23 protein-coding genes and 1 pseudogene are annotated in these 23,672 nt (G+C 39.6%); 17 read left to right on the forward strand and 7 right to left on the reverse strand.

Annotation, left to right across the window (positions count from 1 at the left end):
- Positions 1-131: 131 nt before the first annotated feature.
- On the reverse strand, positions 132-1,472 hold the full coding sequence (locus LQZ76_RS03285) for an aminotransferase-like domain-containing protein (protein ID WP_230098341.1): 1,341 nt from the start codon (positions 1,470-1,472) through the stop codon (positions 132-134).
- A gap of 100 nt (positions 1,473-1,572) precedes the next feature.
- Here LQZ76_RS03285 and LQZ76_RS03290 point away from each other — a divergent pair, with 100 nt between their 5' ends.
- The 4 genes from LQZ76_RS03290 (at position 1,573) to LQZ76_RS03305 (ending at position 3,954) form a co-directional block, all read left to right on the forward strand.
- Positions 1,573-2,385 carry an NAD-dependent epimerase/dehydratase family protein gene (locus tag LQZ76_RS03290; RefSeq protein ID WP_230098342.1) on the forward strand — a complete coding sequence of 271 codons (813 nt, stop codon included), beginning with the start codon at positions 1,573-1,575 and terminating at the stop codon, positions 2,383-2,385.
- A gap of 31 nt (positions 2,386-2,416) precedes the next feature.
- Positions 2,417-2,635 carry a DUF2798 domain-containing protein gene (locus tag LQZ76_RS03295; protein ID WP_230098343.1) on the forward strand — a complete coding sequence of 73 codons (219 nt, stop codon included), beginning with the start codon at positions 2,417-2,419 and terminating at the stop codon, positions 2,633-2,635.
- A 65-nt stretch (positions 2,636-2,700) separates the two neighbouring features.
- Entirely contained in the window at positions 2,701-3,288 is a 588-nt protein-coding gene (locus LQZ76_RS03300; protein ID WP_230098344.1) for a DUF1349 domain-containing protein, read from the forward strand.
- Positions 3,289-3,507: 219 nt separating this feature from the next.
- Positions 3,508-3,954 carry a hypothetical protein gene (locus LQZ76_RS03305; protein WP_230098345.1) on the forward strand — a complete coding sequence of 149 codons (447 nt, stop codon included), beginning with the start codon at positions 3,508-3,510 and terminating at the stop codon, positions 3,952-3,954.
- 130 nt (positions 3,955-4,084) lie between these two features.
- Here the strand turns inward: LQZ76_RS03305 and guaA are convergent, their stop codons facing one another.
- The 3 genes and pseudogenes from guaA to guaB form a co-directional block, all read right to left on the reverse strand.
- A complete protein-coding gene (guaA, locus tag LQZ76_RS03310; RefSeq protein WP_230098346.1) occupies positions 4,085-5,632 on the reverse strand; it encodes a glutamine-hydrolyzing GMP synthase in 1,548 nt (515 codons plus the stop codon).
- Between the two features lie 33 nt (positions 5,633-5,665).
- Entirely contained in the window at positions 5,666-6,610 is a 945-nt protein-coding gene (locus LQZ76_RS03315) for an IMP dehydrogenase (RefSeq protein WP_230098398.1), read from the reverse strand.
- A 15-nt stretch (positions 6,611-6,625) separates the two neighbouring features.
- Positions 6,626-7,729, reverse strand: a pseudogene (gene guaB, locus LQZ76_RS03320) (IMP dehydrogenase); the annotation flags it as partial.
- 260 nt (positions 7,730-7,989) lie between these two features.
- Here guaB and LQZ76_RS03325 point away from each other — a divergent pair.
- A complete protein-coding gene (locus LQZ76_RS03325) occupies positions 7,990-8,964 on the forward strand; it encodes a beta-ketoacyl-ACP synthase III (RefSeq protein ID WP_230098347.1) in 975 nt (324 codons plus the stop codon).
- 101 nt (positions 8,965-9,065) lie between these two features.
- Positions 9,066-9,728, forward strand: a complete 663-nt coding sequence (locus tag LQZ76_RS03330; protein WP_230098348.1) for a 2,3-bisphosphoglycerate-dependent phosphoglycerate mutase — start codon at positions 9,066-9,068, stop codon at positions 9,726-9,728.
- A 55-nt stretch (positions 9,729-9,783) separates the two neighbouring features.
- Here LQZ76_RS03330 and LQZ76_RS03335 read toward each other — a convergent pair whose 3' ends face one another.
- Complete coding sequence (locus tag LQZ76_RS03335; RefSeq protein ID WP_230098349.1) at positions 9,784-10,767, reverse strand: polyprenyl synthetase family protein; 984 nt, start codon at positions 10,765-10,767, stop codon at positions 9,784-9,786.
- A 303-nt stretch (positions 10,768-11,070) separates the two neighbouring features.
- Between LQZ76_RS03335 and LQZ76_RS03340 the strand changes: the two genes are divergently transcribed.
- The 9 genes from LQZ76_RS03340 (at position 11,071) to LQZ76_RS03380 (ending at position 19,346) form a co-directional block, all read left to right on the forward strand.
- Complete coding sequence (locus LQZ76_RS03340) at positions 11,071-11,913, forward strand: energy-coupling factor ABC transporter ATP-binding protein (protein ID WP_230098350.1); 843 nt, start codon at positions 11,071-11,073, stop codon at positions 11,911-11,913.
- A complete protein-coding gene (locus tag LQZ76_RS03345) occupies positions 11,889-12,755 on the forward strand; it encodes an energy-coupling factor transporter ATPase (RefSeq protein WP_230098351.1) in 867 nt (288 codons plus the stop codon). Before LQZ76_RS03340 ends, LQZ76_RS03345 begins: the two co-directional genes overlap by 25 nt.
- Positions 12,752-13,552: an energy-coupling factor transporter transmembrane component T family protein gene (locus tag LQZ76_RS03350; protein WP_230098352.1), complete on the forward strand. Its 801-nt coding sequence runs from the start codon at positions 12,752-12,754 to the stop codon at positions 13,550-13,552. Before LQZ76_RS03345 ends, LQZ76_RS03350 begins: the two co-directional genes overlap by 4 nt.
- Positions 13,553-13,562: 10 nt before the next feature.
- The gene (truA, locus tag LQZ76_RS03355) at positions 13,563-14,330 is read left to right on the forward strand and encodes a tRNA pseudouridine(38-40) synthase TruA (RefSeq protein ID WP_230098353.1); all 768 of its coding nucleotides are present in this window, start codon (positions 13,563-13,565) and stop codon (positions 14,328-14,330) included.
- Between the two features lie 154 nt (positions 14,331-14,484).
- Positions 14,485-14,928, forward strand: coding sequence for a 50S ribosomal protein L13 (gene rplM / locus LQZ76_RS03360; protein ID WP_168722216.1), 444 nt, complete (start codon positions 14,485-14,487; stop codon positions 14,926-14,928).
- A 14-nt stretch (positions 14,929-14,942) separates the two neighbouring features.
- Positions 14,943-15,335 (forward strand): 30S ribosomal protein S9, encoded by a 393-nt coding sequence (gene rpsI / locus LQZ76_RS03365; protein ID WP_168722215.1) that lies wholly within the window; start codon positions 14,943-14,945, stop codon positions 15,333-15,335.
- A 142-nt stretch (positions 15,336-15,477) separates the two neighbouring features.
- Positions 15,478-16,383 (forward strand): UbiA family prenyltransferase, encoded by a 906-nt coding sequence (locus tag LQZ76_RS03370; protein WP_230098354.1) that lies wholly within the window; start codon positions 15,478-15,480, stop codon positions 16,381-16,383.
- Positions 16,384-16,525: 142 nt separating this feature from the next.
- Entirely contained in the window at positions 16,526-17,575 is a 1,050-nt protein-coding gene (locus LQZ76_RS03375) for a tRNA dihydrouridine synthase (RefSeq protein ID WP_168722213.1), read from the forward strand.
- A gap of 334 nt (positions 17,576-17,909) precedes the next feature.
- Positions 17,910-19,346, forward strand: a complete 1,437-nt coding sequence (locus LQZ76_RS03380) for an amino acid permease (protein WP_230098355.1) — start codon at positions 17,910-17,912, stop codon at positions 19,344-19,346.
- 70 nt (positions 19,347-19,416) lie between these two features.
- Here LQZ76_RS03380 and LQZ76_RS03385 read toward each other — a convergent pair whose 3' ends face one another.
- Positions 19,417-20,367, reverse strand: coding sequence for an NAD(P)-dependent oxidoreductase (locus LQZ76_RS03385; RefSeq protein WP_230098356.1), 951 nt, complete (start codon positions 20,365-20,367; stop codon positions 19,417-19,419).
- A 130-nt stretch (positions 20,368-20,497) separates the two neighbouring features.
- On the opposite strand from LQZ76_RS03385, the gene LQZ76_RS03390 reads away from it, so the two are divergent.
- The gene (locus tag LQZ76_RS03390; RefSeq protein WP_230098357.1) at positions 20,498-21,109 is read left to right on the forward strand and encodes an ECF transporter S component; all 612 of its coding nucleotides are present in this window, start codon (positions 20,498-20,500) and stop codon (positions 21,107-21,109) included.
- Positions 21,110-21,327: 218 nt separating this feature from the next.
- Here LQZ76_RS03390 and LQZ76_RS03395 read toward each other — a convergent pair whose 3' ends face one another.
- Positions 21,328-22,017 carry a YoaK family protein gene (locus LQZ76_RS03395; protein WP_230098358.1) on the reverse strand — a complete coding sequence of 230 codons (690 nt, stop codon included), beginning with the start codon at positions 22,015-22,017 and terminating at the stop codon, positions 21,328-21,330.
- A 170-nt stretch (positions 22,018-22,187) separates the two neighbouring features.
- On the opposite strand from LQZ76_RS03395, the gene LQZ76_RS03400 reads away from it, so the two are divergent.
- Positions 22,188-23,672, forward strand: a complete 1,485-nt coding sequence (locus LQZ76_RS03400; protein ID WP_230098359.1) for a nicotinate phosphoribosyltransferase — start codon at positions 22,188-22,190, stop codon at positions 23,670-23,672.

The following is a 23,672-nucleotide window of genomic DNA, read 5'->3' on the forward strand; positions in this document are numbered from 1 at the left end:
TTGGTTGCACCCGATGCTTTTTTCTTTTGATTATATCTAAAAGGGCCACTAAATGAAATTTAAAATTTCATTTAGTGGCCCTTTTTTTATAGGGTTATGTCACAACCCCTTATTTTGTCTATAAGCCGGTTTCAAGCATCAACGTCACGGATGACATATATGCCAATTACAGCCCAAAGAGTGGTTAAATTGGCTGTAATCGTGGCAGAAGGCATATTACGGACGTCAATACTAAAAAGATTTAATGGCCGCTGACCAATATAATTAGTGGTCAACATATTAACTTCCAAATTTTGCTGTTTCAGTAATTCTGTCAGCATTAATGCACTGATTTTAGTAGTATCAAAGTGCAAGACAACTTGGGTTGCCAGATTATTTTTTTTAATGCCATGTTGTTGCAAAAAAGTATTTAGTCGCCGTGCTTTTTGATGATAAGCGGTTGTGATTTGGTGGCGATGGCGGGTGAACATTGAACTCGTTAAATAGATGGCCAATGCGCGCTGCATAAACATATTAGTATCGTAGTCAATCAGTTGTTTTTCGTTAATGAACGAGTCAAATAATTTTTGGGGCATAATGACTGCGCCAAGCCGTAAAGCGGGAAAAATTATTTTAGAAAAAGAGCGTAAATAGATAACGTGATCGACATGTGCTTGTTCATAAAGGGTTTTAACCCGTGAATTATTTTCAAAGTCAGCAAAATAATCATCTTCGACAAGATAGACATCGTATTTTTGGGCCAGGTGACATAGTTTGGCCCGCTCGCGGTTGGTGTAACTTTGTCCATAAGGAACACTAAATCGTGGAATCGTATAAAAAAATTTAATTGGCTGAGTTTTAAAAATATTTTCTAATGCATCCCAATCTAAGCCATTTGCATTCCGGGTAATCGTTAAATAATCGGTAGTTAAGTTTTCCACTAAAGCATTCATTTGATGATAAGTAGGTTGCTCTAATAAAATGGTCTGTTTGTGATTGGGAAAGGGCATCCGCGTTAAAATGTATAACGCTTGTTGAATCCCGGAAGTAATTGCAATTTGACCGGTGCCGGTGAAAAGATGTTGGGTATTAAAATAGTTATTAATTGCGGTAATTAACGGCGGATAACCAGCGGGATTATTAAAGTACGTAAATAAGTGTTCGTGGGAGGTTTGGGTAACTTGATTTAAACATGCCCGAAAATCATTGTAGGGAAACAACGTCTCATCGGGCATCGAATTAGCAAATTTAATGGGTTGCTTAATCACTGGGGTGGGTTGTTCAACCCCAGTTAAAACGTAATTTCCACTTTTAGCAACCGCATAAATAATATTTTGGTATTTAAGTTCTTGTAATACATGGCTAATCGTATCTTTATTACATTGAAATTGGGTCGCTAAACTACGAATGGAAGGTAGTTTGGTACCAACTGGCCAAGTGCCGTTGTTAATCATACTTGTGATATAAGCTAAGACGGTCGCGTATTTAGTCATCAGCAATTCCTTTCTGTACCCAGACAGTTAGATAATAAGTCCATTGTAGCCCAGTAGAAAGGACTTTAAAATAGTTTTAGACAATAACGGAGGTCAGAACATGCAACGAATTTTTATTACAGGCGCTACAGGATTAATCGGTTTTCAATTAGGCCAAGTATTACTTAAGTTAGGTTATGAAGTGGGAGGATTAACGACTTCAGAGCACGGCGTACAACGCTTAGACGCTGCCGGAATAACGGCCTTTAAAGGTGATATTTTAGTCTATGATGATGTTAAAGCGGCTTTAGTTACGTTTAAACCAACAGTGATTATGCATCAAGTTACGGCGTTAAAGGATGGGAGCTCGGCAGCTAATGCCCATGTACGCACGATTGGGACCCGAAATTTGGTCCAAGCAGCCCAACTTGTCGGGGTTAAGCAAATTATCGCACAAAGTATTGCCTGGAGTTATGCACCTGGGGATAACTTGGCCACGGAGGAGACTCCGTTAGATATTACGGCACCAGCCCCGCGGCAAACGACGGTTAATGGGATTTTAGCACTCGAAAAAGCGGTTAAAACATTACCCTTGTGGACAATTCTACGATATGGCACATTATATGGTCCCGGGACGTGGTACGATCAAGGTAATTTAATTAATCAACAGATGGCAGCGGGGGAATTAACTTTGAGCTTGGGGATAACTTCATTTATCCACATTAATGATGCGGTTCAAGCAGCAATGCAAGCCTTAACCTTACCACAAGGTGTGTATAACATTGTGGATAACCAACCAATGGCAAACGAAACATGGTCACAGCTTTATGCACAAGTTATGCACAGCCCACAGGCCCCAAGCTTTATTCCAGCCCAGCCCTTTGAACGCGGTGTTAGTAATGCTAAATGGTTAGCTAACGGTGGGCAGTTGTAATATCCGACATTTGCTCAAGGAGTGGTTAATCATGAAGCACGTCACTAAAATAATTATCGGCATCATTAATACCGGCGTTTTATCATTGGTTTTTTATTACGTCAGTCATCCACAATTTCTGACAATCGCATGGGGCGTGTGGTTACATGCCTGGTTGATAGCATTCATATGTATTTTACCATTGAGCTATTTAACTCCATGGTTAGTTCAAAAACTACTTGTACGTACAGGTTTATTAAAAGAGCTTTAATTTAGCGTAGGAGTAACCTATAATGGAAGGTGCATAACAGAGAAAGTTCTCAAAGGAGTTAACTCATGGAATTTAACACACAAGAACTAGTTTGGACACGCCAACCACAAGCGGCCAAGATTACAGCCACAACAATTGATATTACAACAGCCCCCCATACTGATTTATGGCAACGGACGTATTACGGGTTTCAAAATGATAATGCGCCGGTTTTACAAATGACGACGGCCGAACAATATTTTTCTTTTGCTGTCAAAACAGAATTTAAAACCCACCAACGCTTTGATCAATGCGGGATTGTCTTGTATTTAGATAGTGATAACTGGTTAAAATCATCAACTGAATACGAAAATGAACAATTTCAACGGTTAGGTAGCGTCGTCACGAATGAAGGTTATTCAGATTGGGCCACCATCGATGTTTCAACAGAGCACAAGGCCATTTGGTATCGTTTAAGCCGGCGGGCAAGTGATTATCGCTTAGAATATTCATTTGATGGGGAGGAGTATCATCAAATGCGCATTGCCCATCTCAACCGTGGCGATCAAACGATTCAATTTGGTGTCTATGCATGTAGTCCCGAAGCTTCAAGTTTTACTGCTCATTTTTCAAACATGCAGTTAGGCGAATGTGTTTGGGAAGCCCATCAATAACATTTATAGTAAAAAATGTATTATCCCTAAGTTAATCAGCTTTCTCGCTTGTATTTAAGTTGCTAAACAGGCTTTTTGGCTGCAAAAGTGTTATTATAATGAATAATCTAAAGTTAATGTTATATTAAGATGTTGATTTGAAATAGCGTTTGTAAACGGATAATAGGATTGACTATTAGTGGCATCTCTAATTAAACAAGGCATAGGGGGATGAGTTAGATGGATGATGCAAAGATGGAACAATTAGTAGCGCGGGTGACCCAACTGGAACAAAAGTTAGAATTCCAAGATCAAGTGACTGCCGATCTCGTAACGCAAATTGAAGCGATGCGGTCATTGTTAATGAAGTTAATTGAAGAACAAAATGGATCAAGTGATTTACTGTTCGATATTAATTTTAGTATTCTTAAACAAGACTTAGGGGCGGAAGATAAAATCAATATCGGCTTATTATTAATGAAAGTTACGAAAGATTGTGCCGCTGGGTTACCAACACCAAGTCTAAATGAGTTTCACTATCATTTATTACAAGCAATGCATGTTTCTGAGGAACATAAGGGGGAATTTTCTTTGGAAATTTCAAAACAGCTACTTGCAAATTGTGTTAAAGACAGCCAAGGTGATCAACGCGATGTTGCTAAAGAAGTTTTTTCAAAACAAAAATAACACTGCTAAGACCAACCTCAAGGGCAATTACGAGGCATATTGAAAAATTAATTAAAATACAAATAAAAAAGTCACGATTTTTAAAATCGTGACTTTTTTATTTAATAAATTTACCGAACGAGAATCGTAATTATTCCCATTCAATGGTTGCAGGTGGCTTACTTGTAATATCGTAGACGACGCGGTTAACGTGATCAACTTCATTTACGATCCGAATTGAAATATCTTCAAGGACTTCCCATGGAATCTTAGCAAATGATGCTGTCATACCATCGATTGAAGTTACCCCACGTAAGGCAATTGTGTAATCATATGTCCGACCATCTCCCATTACCCCAACGGAACGAATTCCAGTAAGGACAGTGAAGTATTGCCAGATTTCGCTGTCAAGGCCATGGGCAGCGATTTCTTCACGTAAGATAGCATCAGTATCGCGGACGATTTCTAATTTATCTTCAGTGATTTCACCAAGCACCCGAATACCAAGCCCAGGACCTGGGAATGGTTGACGCCATACCAAGTGGTGTGGAATTTCAAGTTTTTCACCAATTGCACGGACTTCATCTTTGAAGAGCGTTTTCATTGGTTCAATTAATTTGAAAGTCATTTCTTTTGGAAGACCACCAACGTTGTGGTGTGACTTAATAGTTTGGGCTGTATCAGTACCTGATTCAATGATATCAGTGTAAAGGGTACCTTGAGCTAAGAAGTCAACGTCTTCAAGTTTGAAGGCTTCATCGTTGAAGACTTCAACGAATTCACGCCCAATAATTTTACGTTTTTGTTCGGGATCAGTAACCCCAGCTAATTTATCAAGGAAACGTTTTTGGGCGTCAACTTTGATAATGTTTAAGCCAAAGCCAGTTCCAAGGTCAGCCATAACTTGTTCAGCTTCGCCCTTACGGAGTAAACCATGATCAACGAAAATACAAGTTAATTGGTCACCAATCGCTTTTTGGAGTAAGACCCCAACAACTGATGAATCAACCCCACCTGAAAGACCAAGGAGGACTTTTTTATCACCAACAGTTTCACGGATTTCAACAATTTTTTCATCAATGAAGTCATCCATTGACCAGTTAGCTGTTGCTCCAGCAATGTTGAAGACAAAGTTTTTAAGGATGTCATTACCGTAAACTGAGTGACGAACTTCAGGGTGGAATTGAATTCCAAAGAAGTTCTTATCTAAGTTTTGAATGGCCGCAAATGGTGTGTTAGCAGATACTGCAACTGGTTCAAAACCTTCAGGTAATTGCGTAACTTTGTCACCGTGGCTCATTAACACAACTTGTTCTAAAGGTGTGTTAGCAAACAATGGTGTTGAAGGTACGGTAATGTTAATATCAGTAACCCCATATTCTTGGTCTTTGGCACCAAGAACTTCACCACCTGGAAGGTCGTGAGCCATCAATTGCATTCCATAACAAATTCCAAGAATAGGTAAACCTAATTCCCAGATAGCTGGATCAATTTTGAAGGCATCCTCAGCATAAACTGAGTTGGGACCACCAGAAAAGATGATTGCTTTAGGGTTAATTGCCTTAATCTCATCGGCAGTAAGTTTGTGTGATTTTAATTCAGAGAAGACTCCGAATTCACGGATTCGGCGAGTAATCAATTGGTTATATTGACTACCAAAATCAAGCACGAGAATTTTGTCGAATTCTTTATTGGCCATTAATATGGACTCCTTAAATATTTGAAATATAAATTATTTAGAGTAGTTAGGTGCTGACTTAGTAATTGTAACATCATGTGGGTGAGATTCAATTAATCCGGCCGTTGTAATTTGAACAAAGGCCGCTTTTTGAATCAACTCAGCCGGTGTTGCGGCCCCAGTGTAACCCATCCCTGAACGTAAACCACCAAGCATTTGGAAAATAACATCGGCAGCTGAACCGTTGTAGCTTGTGTGTTCTTCGTAACCAGCAAGCATGTTTTCGTTACCAGTTGCAATGATGTCACCTTGAACGGCTTCATCGGTTCCCGCAAGCATTGAATCAAGCATTACGGCATTAGCACCGGCAGAAAGAGCTTTAACGATATCACCAGAGTACTTAATGTCACCGTGGGCGATAACAAACGCACCGTGGGCATCAGCAACTTTAGCAACAGCTAAAATGGTTGAAAGTTCAGTGTGATCAGTGGTTTTAGCAACTAATGTAGTTGCCCCAGCTTTAAGTAAAGCTTGCGCATCATCAGCTGAAGTAACGTCGTCAGCAAACAATACTAAGGTTGGGAAAGCGGCGTGCAATTCAGTAATTACGGCTGGTGTTGCATGGTTAACAACAACCGCATCGACTTTAGCAGCAACTAATTTTTCAACACGGGCCATCAATTCATCATCGATGTTAACCGCAGCAGCGACAACTAAGTGACCTTGTTCACCTTGAACGTCAGTCGCGGCATTAGGTGTTGAAACAGTACTAATTGAAACTGATTTAACTAAACCAACTTCTTTGGCTTGCGCATCAATGCTTAATTTAGCAGAAATAACCCCAAGACCACCTTGTTGTGCAAGAACGGTTGCTAAAGTTGCATCAGTGATTGTTTGATCTGAGATAACCGGAATGTTTAAAGTCAACATTGGGGCAATTTGGGTTGCTAATGAAACACTGTTTGGTAAGACGTTTGAAGCAGCCGGTTGCAAGAGCACGTTTTCATATGAAAGGTGGGCTGCAGAATCAGTAGGGAAAGGGTTAGCAATCTTCGTTGCGGCATCATCATTGATTAAAGAAGCAAGATCAGTCAATTTAAGACCGTGCATGTTGGCTTTAACACCATCAATCATCTTACCAATTACATCAAGAGCAGCCCCCTTGTATGCTGTCCGACCTTCAATACCTTCAGGCACAAGCTTGTTAGCTTCGTTAACACCACCTTGGAAGTAACGGTCAGATGAACCACGTTGCATGGCGCCAATTGAACCCATTCCACGGTATGATTTGTATTTTTTACCATCTTCAGCAACAAATACTTCACCAGGTGCTTCATCAGTTCCGGCAAGCATTGAACCAACCATGATGGCGTTACCACCGGCAACAAGGGCTTTAGTAATATCGTCAGCACTCTTTAAACCACCATCAGCGATGATTGCTTTACCGTATTCCTTGGCAATCGTAGCGGCGTCGTGAATTGCAGTAAATTGGGGTACCCCAACTCCGGCAACGACCCGCGTAGTACAAATTGAACCAGGACCGATCCCAACTTTAACAACGTCAACACCGGCTTCAAATAAAGCGCGGGTACCACTAGCCGTGGCAACGTTTCCGGCGATTAAAGTGTTGTTTGGGAAGTCGGCACGAATTTCGGCAATTTTACGAAGTACTCCGGCTGAATGACCGTGAGCAGTATCGATAATAATTGCATCCGCACCAGCGTTGAACAATGCGCTGGCACGTTCAAACGTATCAGAGGTTACTCCAACTGCGGCGGCAACGAGAAGGCGACCTTGTTCATCAAGGGCGGCCATCGGGTTTGATTTGGTATCAATTGTTAAAGCCTTAACTTTAGCAACTTCGTTAGCTTGATCAGCAATACTCAAATTCTTGTGAATCACCCCAAGACCACCGGCACTAGCGAGTGCTGCAGCCATGTTGGCTTCGGTGACTGTGTCCATGCTGGCACTTAAAACGGGAATGTTTAAGTGTAAATTATCTGCAAGTGTTGTTTGCAAATTAATAGCAGTATCAGCGTTTTCGTTAGCATCAGCTAAAAGCGCGATATCATCAAAGGTGAAACCTTGTTTTGAGAATTTTTCGTCCCAGTTAGACATGAATTTTAACCTCTTTTCAAATTTTGATTGTTCTTAATTTACCAGTGAAAATTTAAAAAGTCAAACTTTACTAGTGGATTATTAGAAAAAAACGAACTATCTCTCATGTTAGCATATATTAAGGTAAAATGAATGCTCAAAAAGGATTAAAAACGATTTTTTTTTGATTATTTTCGCTTAGATGAGCTAAAATAGATTGATAAACTTTAAATGTAAAGTAATGGAAAAGATAATTAAACGAATTAGAAAGAGGTAATGAAATGAGTGATGGGGTCAAGATTATTGCAGCGGGGCATTATGTACCAGCCAGTGTTGTTGATAATCATCAATTAGCCGCAATTATGGATACTAATGATCCTTGGATTCAAAGTCATACTGGTATCAAAACCCGTCATTTTTCACTAGCTGGTGAAAATACGTCTGATTTAGCAACCAAAGCGGCGCAACAAGCCTTAACTAACGCTAACTACGCGGCCGAAGATGTGGATTTAATTATTGTTAGTACGATTACACCGGATGCCCAAACACCGGCCACCGCTGCCATTGTGCAAAAGAAACTGGGGGCAGTGAATGCGTGGGGTTATGATATTAGTACGGCCTGTGCAGGATTTGTCTTTGCTTTGAGCACGGCTGAGAAATTCATTAAATCAGGTGTCTATAAGAGTGCCTTAGTGATTAGTGCTGAAGTAAATACGAAGATGATGGATTTCACGGATCGAACTTCGACAGTCTTTTTTGGTGATGGGGCTGGGGCGGCTTTATTAGTCGCTGATGGTGATCAATCAGTGATTCGGGCTGAAAAATTACAAACAATGGGGGATGCAGAGACTATTCATTCCGGACGCGTCGCCCCAATTTCAGCCATTAAAGCAACGAACTATCCCGTAACAGATGCCTTTTATCAAAGTGGCCGGGATGTCTTTGAATTTGCCACGACTAAAGTACCAGAACAAATTGCTAGCTTATTAGCAGCTAATGCCTTAAGTAGTGATGACATTGATTTTTATATTATGCACCAAGCTAATTTACGAATTATTGAAACGATTGCCGAAAATTTAGGCCAACCCGTTGCTAAGTTTCGTGAAAATGTGTCCTATTATGGTAATACGTCTTCAGCGGGGATTGCGATGGCTTTTGCTGAATTAATGAACGAACAGGACTTAACCGGTAAACGCCTCTTATTAACGGGCTTTGGGGCCGGTTTAAGTTATGGTAGTGTAATCCTCGAATTTTAAGTAGTAATTTGGTAAAGGTACTTGCAGTTTATTAAAAATCAGCTATCATTGGTGAAAAAGGTAACAAGTATTATTGAATACGTTAATTGTGAGGAACTGAGATGGTTGATTTATACATTATGCGCCATGGTCAAAGTACAGCTAATCGGGATAATATTTTTACAGGTTGGAGTGATGTGGCTTTGACGACCCAAGGCGTGGATCAAGCTAAAGTAGCGGGGCAAAAATTAGCAGCTGCTAACGTTCACTTTACGCAAGTCCATACATCATATTTACGCCGGGCGATTCAAACGGCTAATATTGTGTTGGAAGAGCTCAATCAATTGTATCTACCACTGCATAAATCATGGCGTTTAAATGAACGGCATTATGGGGCGTTACGGGGGATGAACAAAGACGAGGCTAAAGCGGAATTTGGTGCTTGGCAAGTTCACCAGTGGCGGCGTTCATACGTGGCCGTGCCACCATTGTTACCAACCACGGAAGCTAAACGCCAATATCCGTTGGGATTAGAACCACGTGGGGAAAGCTTAGCAATGGCTTCAGCCCGGTTGTTACCGTATTGGCAAGACGTTATTGCCCCCGAATTACGTCAAGGCCATAATCAATTAATTGTCGCCCATGGTAGTACGCTGCGGGCGTTGATAAAATATCTGGAACAAATTGACGATGCCGATATTATGCAAGTTGAGGTCGATAATGGTAGTCCAATTCATTATCAACTCGATGACCAATTAAAAATACTAAAAAAAGAGTTCGTATAAATACGAACTCTTTTTTGACGGAAAATATTTACGGGTGTACAACCACTAAAATACGTTAGTTTTTACGTTTTAAAAGCTGGGTTGTTAATTGTAATAAGATTTTCTTAGCCGGTTTATCAGGTAAGTTTTCAATCTCAGCAAGCGCTTTACGCGTATATTCTTTAGCAAGTTCTTTGGCGGGCGTTAAACCATGGGCTTTGACAAGGCGGTCTAACACTAATGCTTCATCATCACTAATATCGTTGCGCTTTTGTAAAATCGGTAAGACGTCGGCTTTATGCGTTGCCATTGTAAAGATAAGTGGTGCTGAATAAACCCCTTGGCGTAAATCTTCAAGGGTTGGCTTACCAATTGCTTTACTTGATTCTTCGTAATCGAGAATGTCATCAAGAATTTGAAAAGCCATCCCAATATTACGCCCAATTTGTTCAGCATTCGCCAAAAATTCAGCAGGTGCATTTTCTTTGTTAGCACCAATTGTGGTTGCTAATGCAAATAGTTCGGCAGTTTTACCATCGATTTGTTTTAAGTAACGTTCAATCGTCATATCAAAATCATAGCGGGCATCTTTTTGATTTAACTCACCAGCCAATAAGTTATTAAGGTATTGGATATCCCGTTGAATTGCATCAAGATCGAGGTGATTTTTACTTAATAAGCGGAAAACCACAACAAATAAATAATCCCCAGCATAAACAGCAACATCTTTACCAAATTGTTGTTGTATTGAGGGGAGATGCCGCCGTGTTGGAGCGTCATCAATAATGTCATCATGGATTAGTGATGCGGCATGAAGCGTTTCAATTGCGGCAGCTAATCCTAGGATTCGTTGATGATCAATCTCATAAAAAGAAGACATTAAGAGGGTATAAGCTGGTCGCAGCATTTTACCGCCATTTTCAATCATTTTAATAATGGCCTTTTTAACATCTGACTCGTCAAGATTAATATTTTGTTCAATTAGCTCAACAACCGCTCCAAGGTCCTTTTTTAAGGATGGATATTTAATCCAAAGCGGGTGAAGTTGCGTGTGCGCCATAAAGCTTCCCCTTCTAAATCCAAATTTAAGCCGTATACTTAGGTTGGTTAAGTAAATATGAGCTTAAATAAATTACTTACTAAAATATACTTTATACTAATAATACCAAAAAACAATCAAAGTGACTAAGGTAATTATTTGTTAACATCGCTTTTTTGATTGATAACTTATACATTAGATTAAATTGTAGTAATAACCAAGGCGGGTTTAGTTAGAATCGCTTGCTAAAATGTGGTAAAATTTTGGCTATTCTGATAAAAAAATAACTTTAAAAATAAACGTTAAAATACGAAAGGAACGCCGATGAATAACATTATTGAAGTAAAAAATATTTCATACCAATATCCTAGTAGTGAAACTAAAGCCCTCGATAATTTATCTTTAAGTATTGCTAAGGGTGAATGGGTCGCTATTATTGGCCATAATGGTTCAGGTAAATCAACTTTAGCTAAGTTATTAAACTACTTGTTGGTCGCCGATGAAGGTGAAATTATTGTTGATGGCCAGGTAGTTAACGAAGCCAATATGTGGCAGGTACGAAATAAAATTGGGATGGTCTTTCAAAATCCTGAAAACCAATTTGTCGGCGCGACCGTCGCTGATGATGTCGCCTTTGGGTTGGAAAATCGCGGAATTGACCGGGCCGAAATGTTAAAATTAGTGCCAGCTGCCCTTAAAGAAGTACAAATGGATGCGTTTGCTGATCGCGAACCCACACATTTATCCGGTGGTCAAAAACAACGTGTGGCATTAGCGGGGATTATTGCGGTCGCACCTAAAATTATCATTCTTGATGAAGCCACGGCGATGCTTGACCCTAAAGGGCGCCAAGAGGTGATTGCAGCAATTCGCAAACTCAAACACCAATTAGGAGCCGAGTTAACGGTGCTTTCAATTACCCATGATATTGATGAAGCCGCTGATGCTGATCGCATTATTGTGATTAATGATGGTCAAATGGTTGATGAGGGCACGCCGGCTGAAATCTTTAGCGTTGGGCCACGGTTACTTGAATTAGGCTTAGACGTACCATTTGCCGAACAATTAAAGGCAGCATTAAGGCAGTTGAATGTGCCAGTTCCCACGGAATATTTAGATGAAGAAAGGTTGGTCACTTGGTTATGGCAATTGAATTCAAAAATGTAAATTATACTTATCAAGTGGGCACGCCCTTTGCCAATAACGCTTTAACGGATTTGAACTTTACGATTAAACCACAGTCATATACGGCCTTGATTGGCCATACTGGCTCGGGTAAATCAACTATTCTACAATTGTTAGACGGTTTGATTAAACCAACGACTGGGCAAATTATTTTTGATGAGCACGTGATTGATAATAAAACGTCACAAAAAGTCCTCGCCAAAGTTCGCCAACATGTTGGGATTGTTTTTCAATTTCCGGAAAGTCAATTATTTGAACAAACAGTCTTAAAAGACGTCATGTTTGGCCCACAAAATTTTGGTAAAACGGCCCAAGAAGCCCAAGCATTAGCAGAAAAAGCGTTACGTTTAGTAAATTTACCCGAAGAACATTGGCAAAAATCACCATTTGATTTATCCGGTGGGCAAATGCGGCGCGTGGCAATTGCTGGGGTCTTAGCGATTGAACCAAGCATTTTAATTTTAGATGAACCAACGGCTGGATTAGATCCAGTTGGTCGCAAAGAAATGATGCAAATGTTTGCCCAATTACAGCAACAACAAAATTTGACAATCATTTTAGTAACACACCAGATGGAAGACGTCGCAGAATATGCGGATGATGTCTTAGTGATGGTGGGGGGCAAGTTAGTTAAACACGCCACGCCAAGTGCAATTTTTGCAGATATTGCGTGGCTTCAAGCGCAACAACTTGATGTGCCCCATGCCGTGTTATTTAAAAATAAATTACAAGCACAGGGCTTGGAGTTACCTACCTCAATCATCAATGTTGAGCAACTTGCCCAAAGCTTACAACAATACTTGCAAAAAGGAGACCAGGGATGAGTAATATGATAATTGGGCGGTATGTACCAGGAAATTCAATTATTCACCGCCTTGATCCACGGGCCAAACTAATTTTAAGTGTGAGCTTTATTATTTTGATTTTCCTGGCCAATAGTTGGTTAGGTTATCTAATATTAGGCCTCTTTACGTTGCTAGCGGTGGCTAGTACGAAAATTAGTTTGGCGATTTATTTAAAAGGCCTCAAACCAGTACTATGGTTAATTGTTTTTACAATTATTTTGCAGCTGTTCTTTTCACCAGCCGGCCATGTGTATCTAGCATTTGGACCGTTTATGATTACCAATACTGGGATTATCAATGCGGTATATGTCTTTTTACGTTTTTTATTTATTATTTTAATGTCAACGGTCTTAACGTTAACGACGCAACCATTAGCCTTAGCCGATGCGTTGGAATATTTAATGAAGCCATTGTTAAAAGTTAAATTTCCGGTCTATGAGTTATCCTTAATGCTCGCCATTGCGTTGCGCTTTGTGCCAACATTGATGGATGAAACGGTTAAAGTGATGAATGCTCAACGTGCGCGCGGGGTTGATTTTGCCAGTGGCTCGATTGTTAAGCGTAGTAAAGCGATTGTGCCAATTTTAATTCCCTTGTTTGTTGGTGCGATTCAACGCGCAATTGATTTAGGGGATGCAATGGAAGCCCGCGGTTATCAAGGTGGTGAAAATCGAACTAAGTATCGGGTTCTTGCTTGGCACCGCCGTGATTCGCTGGCAGTATTGATATTTATTGGTGTTTTAGTAGTTTTAATTGCCACACGTTTTTTGATTTAGGAAGGGTAGTATGCCAAGATATAAAGTAACAATTGCTTATGATGGGACTGATTTTGCCGGGTTTCAACGCCAACCCGAACAACGCACGATTGAATCAGTCTTAACGCGGGTCGTCAATAAAATTGCCAAAAATGATGCCGGCACGATTGAAGTTTTTGGTTCAGGCCGCACCGATTCGGGAGTGCATGCGTATGGCCAAGTGGTGCATTTTGATTTGCCGTTCGCTATTCCAGCTGAAGGGTTACGGCATGGCTTAAATTCAATGTTTCCACTGGATTTAATGGCGGTGGCCGTTGAACAAGTTGCCGATGATTTTCATAGTCGGTTTAACACCCATGGTAAGCAATACCGGTATAAAATTGCTCGGAATGAATTTGTTGATCCATTTAAACGCCGCTATGCTTACAATTTTAAATATAATCTCGATTTAGATTTGATTAAAACGGCGATGCAAGATTTAGTGGGAGTCCATGATTTTACCAGTTTTGCAGCAGCTGGTAATTCAACTAAAGATTTTGTGCGTGAAATTTATGATGTCCAACTAGTTGAATATCCAGAATTAAATGAAATTCATTTTGTATTTACTGGGAATGGCTTTTTATACAACCAAGTCCGCATTATGACGGCCGTCCTCTTAGAAGTTGGGACCAAGAAGCGGCCAGTACACGATATTTTACGTTTGTTTGAAGTTAAAAATCGTTTGGAAGCACCGCTAACCGCGCCAGCACACGGCTTGTATTTAGAAAAAGTTTTTTATGAAAATCACGATAAAGAATAAAGTTAATTTTTTGCAAAATTTGCGCACATTTTAATTGACTTTACCTATACTTACCAGTAATATTAAGGACGGTATTGTTTACCATCCACATTTTAAAAGTCCCGGTAAGATTTGAAAAATTGATTGTAAACAGACAAAAACGGAGGAATTTTCCATGCGCACTACATTTATGGCAAAACCAGGCGAAATTGAACGCAAATGGTACATTGTTGACGCTACTGACATCTCATTAGGTCGTCTTTCATCAGTTGTAGCTTCAATTTTACGTGGTAAGAACAAGCCTACATTCACACCTAACGTTGACACAGGTGACAACGTAATCGTTATCAACGCTTCTGCAGTTAAGTTAACTGGTAAGAAAGCTACTGATAAGATTTACTACCACCACTCAAACCACCCAGGTGGATTGAAGTCACGTCAAGCTGGTGACTTGCGCTCAAACAACCCAGAACGCTTAATTGAATTATCAGTTAAGGGTATGCTTCCAAAGGGTTCATTGGGCCGTAAGCAAGGTTTGAAACTTCACGTTTATGCTGATGCGAACCACAACCACTCAGCACAACAACCAGAAGTTTTAGATATCACTAACTTAATCTAAGGAGGAGAATGGAAATGGCTACAGTTCAATACAGCGGCACAGGTCGTCGTAAAAATTCAGTTGCTCGTGTACGTTTGGTACCAGGTAACGGTAAAGTAACTATGAATGGTAAAGACATTACTGAATACGTTCCATTCGCTAACTTACGTGAAGTTGTTATGCAACCTTTTGCAGTAACTGAAACTTCAGGTAACTACGATGTTCTTGTAAACGTAAACGGTGGTGGTTTCTCAGGTCAAGCTGGTGCAACTCGTCACGGTATTGCTCGCGCATTACTTACAGTTGATCCAGATTTCCGCGGTCCATTGAAGCGTGCCGGTCTCTTGACTCGTGATGCACGTATCAAGGAACGTAAGAAACCAGGTCTTAAGAAAGCCCGTAAGGCTTCACAATTCTCAAAACGTTAATTTTTGTTTTTCAAAAATTTCCATTTTGGAATTTCTTGGTGTAATCGCTGCCAAGCAGCCACAATACATTAAGATAAAAAAGGTCGATCCAGAAATGGGTCGACCTTTTTATTAGTAAAAGATATGTTTAATGGAGAAGAAAATGCAAAAAAAAGTTCTACTTGATTTAGTTGAAATTAAATCCGGCATTGCTAGTGTCTTGCCGTTTTTAGTTGGTTTATTATATTCAGCATATGCAGGCTTAAAAATAGATTGGCTATCAATTGTAATGTTTTTCATTGCCGCCGTTTCATTTCATTTGGCTGCTAATGTTTGGGATAATTTCCAAGATTTTACCAACGCCAAGCATGAAACGTTTAAAGCTGGTATTAATGACGTGATTGGTCGTGAAGGTGTTGCTAAAAAACAAGTTATGACAGTTTTGGCAGTCTTAGTTGTACTTGCAACAGTTCTTGGGTTTGCAACTTGGGCGCGCGTGGGTGGCTGGTTATGGCCATTACTTAGTTTGATTAGTTATGCCGTAGCTTTTTTCTACTCAGCTGGGCCCAAACCAATTTCACGCACCCCCTTTGGTGAATTAGCTTCAGGTCTTACAATGGGGTACATTATTGTCTTATTGGTAGTCTTGTTGAACAATCCAACGCATGTTGATTGGCGCTTAGCTGGCCAAGTTTTCCTCGTTTCTGGTTTAGGAGTCTTTAGTATTGCCAATATTATGCTAGCCAACAACATCGGTGATTTACCAGAAGATATTAAAGAAGATCGCCACACGTTAGCCTTTTACTTAGGGCAAACAAAGGGTTTGATTTTATACTTAATTTTATATGTATTAGGTTATGCGAGTTTAATTGCTGCGGTTGTAATGGGCATTTTACCATGGACGGTGTTAATTACGATTATTGCTATTCCAGTGATTATTAAGCACTTTAAGTTTTTCTGGCATGATCGAACGAAGCGCGGTTCATTCTTGTTAACGATTAAAAACACCGTTATTTTAATGGCTTTGTTTATTATTGGAATGATTTTAGGCTTAATTTTTATTGGTTAAGTTAAAGACTTGCTAATTGATGTAAAAAGTCGCATACTTATTACTTAGTGTATTATTAAAAATTTGGCGGCTACTATTTGGTGTCTTTAACAGCCAGGAAGCATTGAAATGGGTCGCGATGTTGATTTAAGGAGTAGTTAAAATGACAGAGAAGACGACAAATTTTTGGAATGAAGTTGCTGCCAATGCAAAAGATGCAAATGGCAACAAACGACCTTTTTTAACTTTAGCACCCATGGAAGCCGTTACGGATACCGTATTTCGGCAAGTGGTAGCTAAAGCATGTGCCCCTGATGTATTCTTTACTGAATTCACGCATGCACGTTCAATTACCCACCCCCAAGCGAAGTTTTCCGTGCAAGGGCGTTTATATGTTGACCCAGCGGAAGCTTTCCCAGTGGCGCAACTATGGGGTGATAAGCCAGAAGATTTTGAAAAGACGGTACCTGAAGTTGTTGCGATGGGATATAAAGCCATTGACCTTAACATGGGTTGCCCAGATGGCACAGTCGTTAAAAACGGTGGAGGGAGTGATTTAATTCGCCACCCAGAAGCTGCTGAAGCAATTATTGCGGCGGCTCGTAAAGCTGGTGTACCAGTTAGTGTTAAGACCCGGATTGGGTTTGCAAAAATTGAAGAGATGTACACATGGTTACCGTTCTTGTTAAAGCAAGACTTACCATTATTGACCGTCCACTTACGGACACGGCAAGAAATGTCACGCGTACCAGCCCACTATGAATTAATTGATGAAATCGTGAAGATGCGTGATGAAATTGCCCCCAATACGCTATTACAAATTAATGGGGATATTGAAAATGCCAGCCATGCAATGGAACTAGGTAAACAACACCCAGGTGTCGACGGTTTCATGATTGGTCGGGGAATTTTTACAAATCCATTCTGTTTTGAATTAGAACCAAAAGATCATACATTAAAAGAAACGTTTGATTTATTACGTTTCCAATTAGATTTGTTTGATGATTTCTACAATCGATTTGGTTCACGTAAATTTGTTGCTTTACGTCGGTTCTTTAAAATTTATGTGCGCGGTTTACGTAACGCCCATGAATTACGCGAAAAGTTAATGGAAGCTAATTCAACTGATGAAGTACGCACAATTATTAATGATTTAGAAAATCAATATGGGTTAGATGTGATGGATCCGCGTTTCCAAACTTTAAATGATTAAAGCAGCGAATTTTAATTTTTAAATGAGAAATTACCGCTTAACTTAAAATTTTTTTAAAAATAAAATTGGAAATAATCACGCTTTATTTTTAAATAAAAAGCAGTTGTTAATTGATTAGCAACTGTTTTTTTTATTTACCAGACTAAGATTTTAAAACGAATACAACGAAAGAAACAAATATCTGCAAGTGATGATTATAAGATAAAAGTTGTATAGAATTATTAGGTGTTTTTTGATATTATTATTTAATTGATATTTTTTTATGAAAAAAGGCTTTCGCTTTTATGAAAAAATGTGTATTATCTAATAATCATATAGAAAGAAGGTAATGTTTATGGCAGCAAATCATGTAAGTATCTTTACGAAAAAAGATGTTGCAGCTGATCTTGCTAAACAGCCGGTTCTTGAACGGTCGTTGAGTGCGTTTGGATTGACAACAATGGGAGTAGGAGCAATCGTTGGGGCGGGGATTTTTATCACGCCAGGGATTATTGCTGGAAAGTACGCGGGACCCGCCGTTATTCTATCATTCCTATTAGCTGCTGTTGTCTGTGCTTTGGCAGCATTATGTTATGCCGAATTTGCTTCAACGATTCCGTTGGCTGGTAGTGCGTACACGTATGCGTATTCAGTGTTTGGTGAAATTATTGCGTGGATTCTAGGTTGGTCATTAGTATCAGAATACCTATTCGCGGTGTCATCAGTGGCTGGCTCATGGTCAGCATATTTTCAAAATTTATTAGGTGGGTTTGGCGTTGTCCTCCCAACATACCTCCAACATGCCAATGGTAAGGGTATTGATATTATTGCTATTATTATTGTTTTAATCGTGACAACACTCCTAATTAGTGGTGTCCGTGAATCAACGCGCGTTAATGAAATTATGGTTATTGTTAAAATTGCCGTTATCTTACTTTTTATTGGTGTGGGGGCGTTCTTTATTAAATCAGGTAACTTTGTCCCATTCATTCCAAAAGGCTTTACTGATGCCGCTGGTGTGCACCACTATGGCTTTGCAGGGATTGTCGCCGGAGCGGCTACGGCTTTTTATGCTTACATTGGCTTTGATGCGGTCTCAACGGCCTCAGAAGAAGTTAAAAATCCTAAGCGTGACATGCCAATTGGGATTATCGGTTCATTGGGGGTGGCCTCACTCCTTTACATGACTTTATCAGCGGTGTTAGTTGGGGTTGTTAACTACAAAGATTTAGCTAGTCCAGCGCACCAAGGTGACCCAGTGGCCTATGCATTGACATTGATTCACCAAAACTGGGTGGCCGGCATTGTGTCACTTGGAGCAGTTATTGGGATGACGACAGTGTTAATGGTCATGTCATTTGGTGGTAATCGGTTATTATTTGCTATTTCACGGGATGGTTTATTGCCAAAGGCCTTTAGTAAAGTGTCTGAACGTTCAAAGGTTCCCGCGGCAAGTACTATTATCTTTGGGGTATTAGCGGCCTTTATCGGTGGGGTTGTGCCATTGCAAACCATCGCAGAATTGGTTAATATCGGAACATTGTTTGCCTTTGCCTTAGTATCACTTGGAATTGTGTTCTTACGTCGGGATCCACAATTTAAGGATAACCGCCAAGGCTTTAAAGTTCCATTTTACCCAGTTGTCCCAATTTTATCATTTGCATTATGTGTCTTCTTGATGTTGCAACTTGAAATGATTACATGGAAAGTTTTCGTCATTTGGCAAGTCCTTGGTTTAATTTGGTATGCGGTATATGGTTCACGAAATTCTAAAGTCCGGCACTATCTATAATTTTGTATAAATAAAAAAGTCGTAAGAATTTAAAATTCTTGCGACTTTTTTGGTTTTAAATAATTCGTAATTAGTAACCCTTATCTAAATCAACCACGTTACGGATGAATGAACCGTCCTTAAAGTAACTTGGTAAGTTTTGTTGGAAAATACGAACTAAGCGTAAATTATAGTCGTGTGACTGACCAGTAGTATGACTAGTAATTAAAACTTCTGGAATATCCCATAAGATACTGTCAGTTGGTAATGGTTCAGGATTAGTCACGTCTAATGCAACATAGCGGACTTTTTTAGCTGTAACGGCTTTAACTAAGGCTGCATTATCAACTGAGAAGCCGCGACCAACATTGATGAACATAAATAAATCATCGATGTGGCTAAAGAATTCATCGTTAAAGAAGTCCCGTGTTTCTTCAGTACCTGGCAAAATGTTAACGATAATATCAGCATCTTTGACCGCGGTAGCATAGTCGGCAATGGCGTAGGTTTTATCAAAGCCTTCAACCGCCCGGCCGCTGTGATTAATTCCACTGACTTTAACGTGTAACGCGTGCAAGTTTTTGGCAAGTTCAATCCCAATGTTCCCAGTCCCTAAGATTAAGACTTTAAGTTCACTGAGGACATAAGTATTACCAGTAACGTCATCCCAAACTTTGTTGGCACTATTAGTCACGTGGGTATTTAAGCCACGGGTGAAGTATAAAATATCACCAATTACAGATTGTGAGATTTGTTCGGCGTGAACGCCACTGGCATTAGTAACCGTAATATTTTTTGCAGCAATTTTATCATGTGGTAAGTAATCAATCCCAGCACTGTGGGTTTGAATCCATTTTAACTTAGAGGTTGGTTCATCCAAAATAGCGTTGCCAATTTTGGCATCCCATCCTAGGAGGATTGATACATTAGGATAGTCCTCTGGTTGGAGATCTTTAAAATCAATAACAGTGGTATCATTAGCTTGAAGTTCTTCTAAGACGTCCTCTGGTATTTCACAGAAAGTAGCAAGAAGTTGAGACATAAGCAATTTCCTTTCCATAGTTAGATAAGTTATAATAATTTGTACCTTTCCTTATTATAGCGATTATTGATGACAAAAGGATAAGTAAACGTCACATTTTCAAATAAAATTAAACGGAGGTTATAATAATATGCGAAATATCCGTCAATTGGTCTTAACAGCAATTTTTATGGCGATTATTCTACTGCAAGTATTGGTACCATTTTTAGGTTATATTCCATTAGGGGCGGTCGTAGTGGGCGCTTCAGTGACCATTATTCAATTTACGGTTGCCCTTGGTACGATTTTCCTGGGTTTACGCTCAGGTTTAATCTTAGGCTTATTCTGGGGCTTAATCCGAATTTGGCAAGCCTTTACAACACCATTCTCAGTGGGATCATTGATTTTTATGAATCCTTTTACGGCGATTGGGGCGAGTGTCTTAATTGCGGTGGCAGTTAGTTTGGTCATCAAACCAACAACGAATGCGACCAATGTTAAAGTTTGGCAACTTGGACTAGCGGGGGCCTTGGCAGCTTTAGTTAATACCGGAATTGTGACCTTATTTACGTGGATTGGCTTCACATTCTTTCACGTTGATTGGCACCAATTTATTAATCTAGGGCAAAGCCAACATTTCTTAGGTTGGTTCTTATCAATTATTGTTGGGTTCAATGGGATTTTTGAAGTTATTGCCGGAATTATCATTGTACCAGTGATTGCAATGCCATTATTAAAAGTTAAACAACGCTTGTATAAATAAATAATTAAAAGTTTTTATTTTTGTTACAAAGTCGTTTAAACGCAAATAAAAGGGGTTCTGACATAACCCTTTTCAAGTACTAAATTGCTATCAAAACGCGCTCCAGAAGTCCGATATATTCGAAATATACGCAAAAAAAGCTAGGAAAAGTAAATTTTCCTGGCTTTTTTTGCTAGTATTTCTCGATATCGCCCGACTTCGGTCACAGCCCCTTGTGACTATTTAACTTGGGTAACGGTGGCATGATTGAATAGATGATGGCGTAAAATAACTAAGGCCATAATTATGAAAATGCACAGCCCAAATAAGGCGTGGACCCCCAAATATTCGGTACCGATAGTTGCTAAAACGGCGCCGATAAAGAAGGCAAAGATAATGGCTGCAAAATTGATGGTGTTACGTAATGCGCTTTTTTGGCGGGTGAGAAAAAATTCGCCAATACTTGAGCCTAACGTTTTTAAATTATTAGTACTCATAATTGCCGCATAGGTTACGCCATGGACTGAATTGAGAGTGTCTGCTTGAATGGCCGCAAAGAAAGCCATAATCCCAATTAAAATATGTTCATTTAACGTACTTGCAAACAGGCCACAGATGAAAAAACCAATTAATTCAATAATCAAGCTAAGTTCTTGCCAAACATAGGTCTGATTTTCCGGGAAGTGGTGGCGACAAATATAGTTACAACCAGCTCCCAAAACAAATGTTGCTAGGGGAATTAAATATGAAAGCGCAGTTGCAAAATGGTGATTAAATAAATTAACGGTTAACATAATGATGTTACCGGATTGCAAGCTCGCAAAGTGGCCATCAAAATTTAAATAACAAAAAGCATCTAAATAGCCTCCGAGTAATGAAAGGGTCACGGCAATACGTAATGATTGAGTAGGGTGTATACGGGTGTGCATATTAATTTATATATCCTTTATATGTGTGTGGCAAAAAATCATAAATATTCATTGTAATGCAAATACGGGGAAAATAAAAGAATATTTATGTTTGGGGATTATTTCCATAAATTAATAATGGCAAGTGATATAATTGTAGTTAAATCATTGCAGACGAAGAGGACAATACAATGGAATTTAAATATCCTGATGATAGTTTAATGTTGCATACCGATGCGTATCAAATTAACATGGTGCAGACTTATTGGTCACAAGGAATTCAAGATCGCCAAGCGGTGTTTGAAGTTTTTTTCCGGAAATTACCATTTGAGAATGGCTACGCAATTTTTGCGGGACTGGAACGAATTATCAATTTCCTTGAAGAACTACATTTTAGTGCCAGTGATCTTGAATATTTAGCATCTTTAGGTACTTACAGTCCAGAATTTTTGGCGTACTTAAAAGATTGGCGCTTTACTGGAACCGTGCGCGCCGCTCGCGAAGGGGAAGTGATGTTTGGTAACGAACCCTTGTTACAAGTGGAGGCTAGTTTAGCCGATGCCCAACTAGTAGAAACAGCCTTGCTAAATATTATTAACTATCAAACATTGATTGCAACGAAAGCCGCGCGGATTCGTTCAATTGTTGAAAATGATGGTCTAATGGAATTTGGAACGCGCCGGGCCCAAGAACTTAGTGCTGCTCTTTGGGGAACGCGGGCGGCCTATATTGGGGGCTTTGATGCCACTAGTAATGTGCGGGCTGGTAAGTTATTTGGGATTCCAATTGCTGGAACGCATGCCCACTCATTAGTTCAAACATACCGAAATGACTATGAAGCTTTTAAAGCCTATGCGCAAACCCATAAGGATGTGGTGTTCTTACTTGATACTTATGACACATTAAAGTCTGGTATTTTAACAGCCATTAAAGTCGCTAAAGAAATGGGTGACAAAATCAATTTCGTCGGTGTTCGGATTGATTCTGGTGATATGGCCTATATTTCTAAACAAGTGCGTAAGCAATTAGATAAAGCCGGGTTCCCAGATGCCAAAATTTTTGCTTCCAATGATTTAGATGAAAAAACAATCATGAATTTGAAAATGCAACATGCCAAAATTGATGTTTGGGGTGTTGGTACTAAATTAATTACCGCCTACGATCAACCAGCTTTGGGAGCGGTATACAAGATGGTTTCAATTGAAGATCAACATGGTCAAATGGTTGATACGATTAAGCTATCAAACAATGCTGAAAAAGTTTCGACCCCTGGAAAGAAACAAGTTTGGCGAATTCGCCGGAATGCGGATGGTAAATCAGAAGGTGATTACATTGCCTTGTGGGATGAAGATCCGCAACACGAAAAATCATTGCATATGTTCCACCCGAATTACACGTATATTTCAAAGGAAGTGGTTGATTTTAACGCGCGCCCAATTTTAGTTGATATTTTCAAGGACGGGAAATTAGTGTATGATCAACCAACCCTAGAAGAAATTAAAGCGTATTCTGCGCAAAGCTTAGAAAGCTTGTGGGAAGAATACCGCCGTGATTTAAATCCCCAAGATTATCCGGTTGATTTATCCCAACGTGCTTATGACCACAAAATGAACATGATTCATGATGTTCGTAACTATGTCAACGCATTAGAAATTAAGTTAGAAGAGGAAGTTTAA

The sequence above is a fragment of the Periweissella ghanensis genome, assembly GCF_918814755.1.
Lineage (GTDB): Bacteria > Bacillota > Bacilli > Lactobacillales > Lactobacillaceae > Periweissella > Periweissella ghanensis.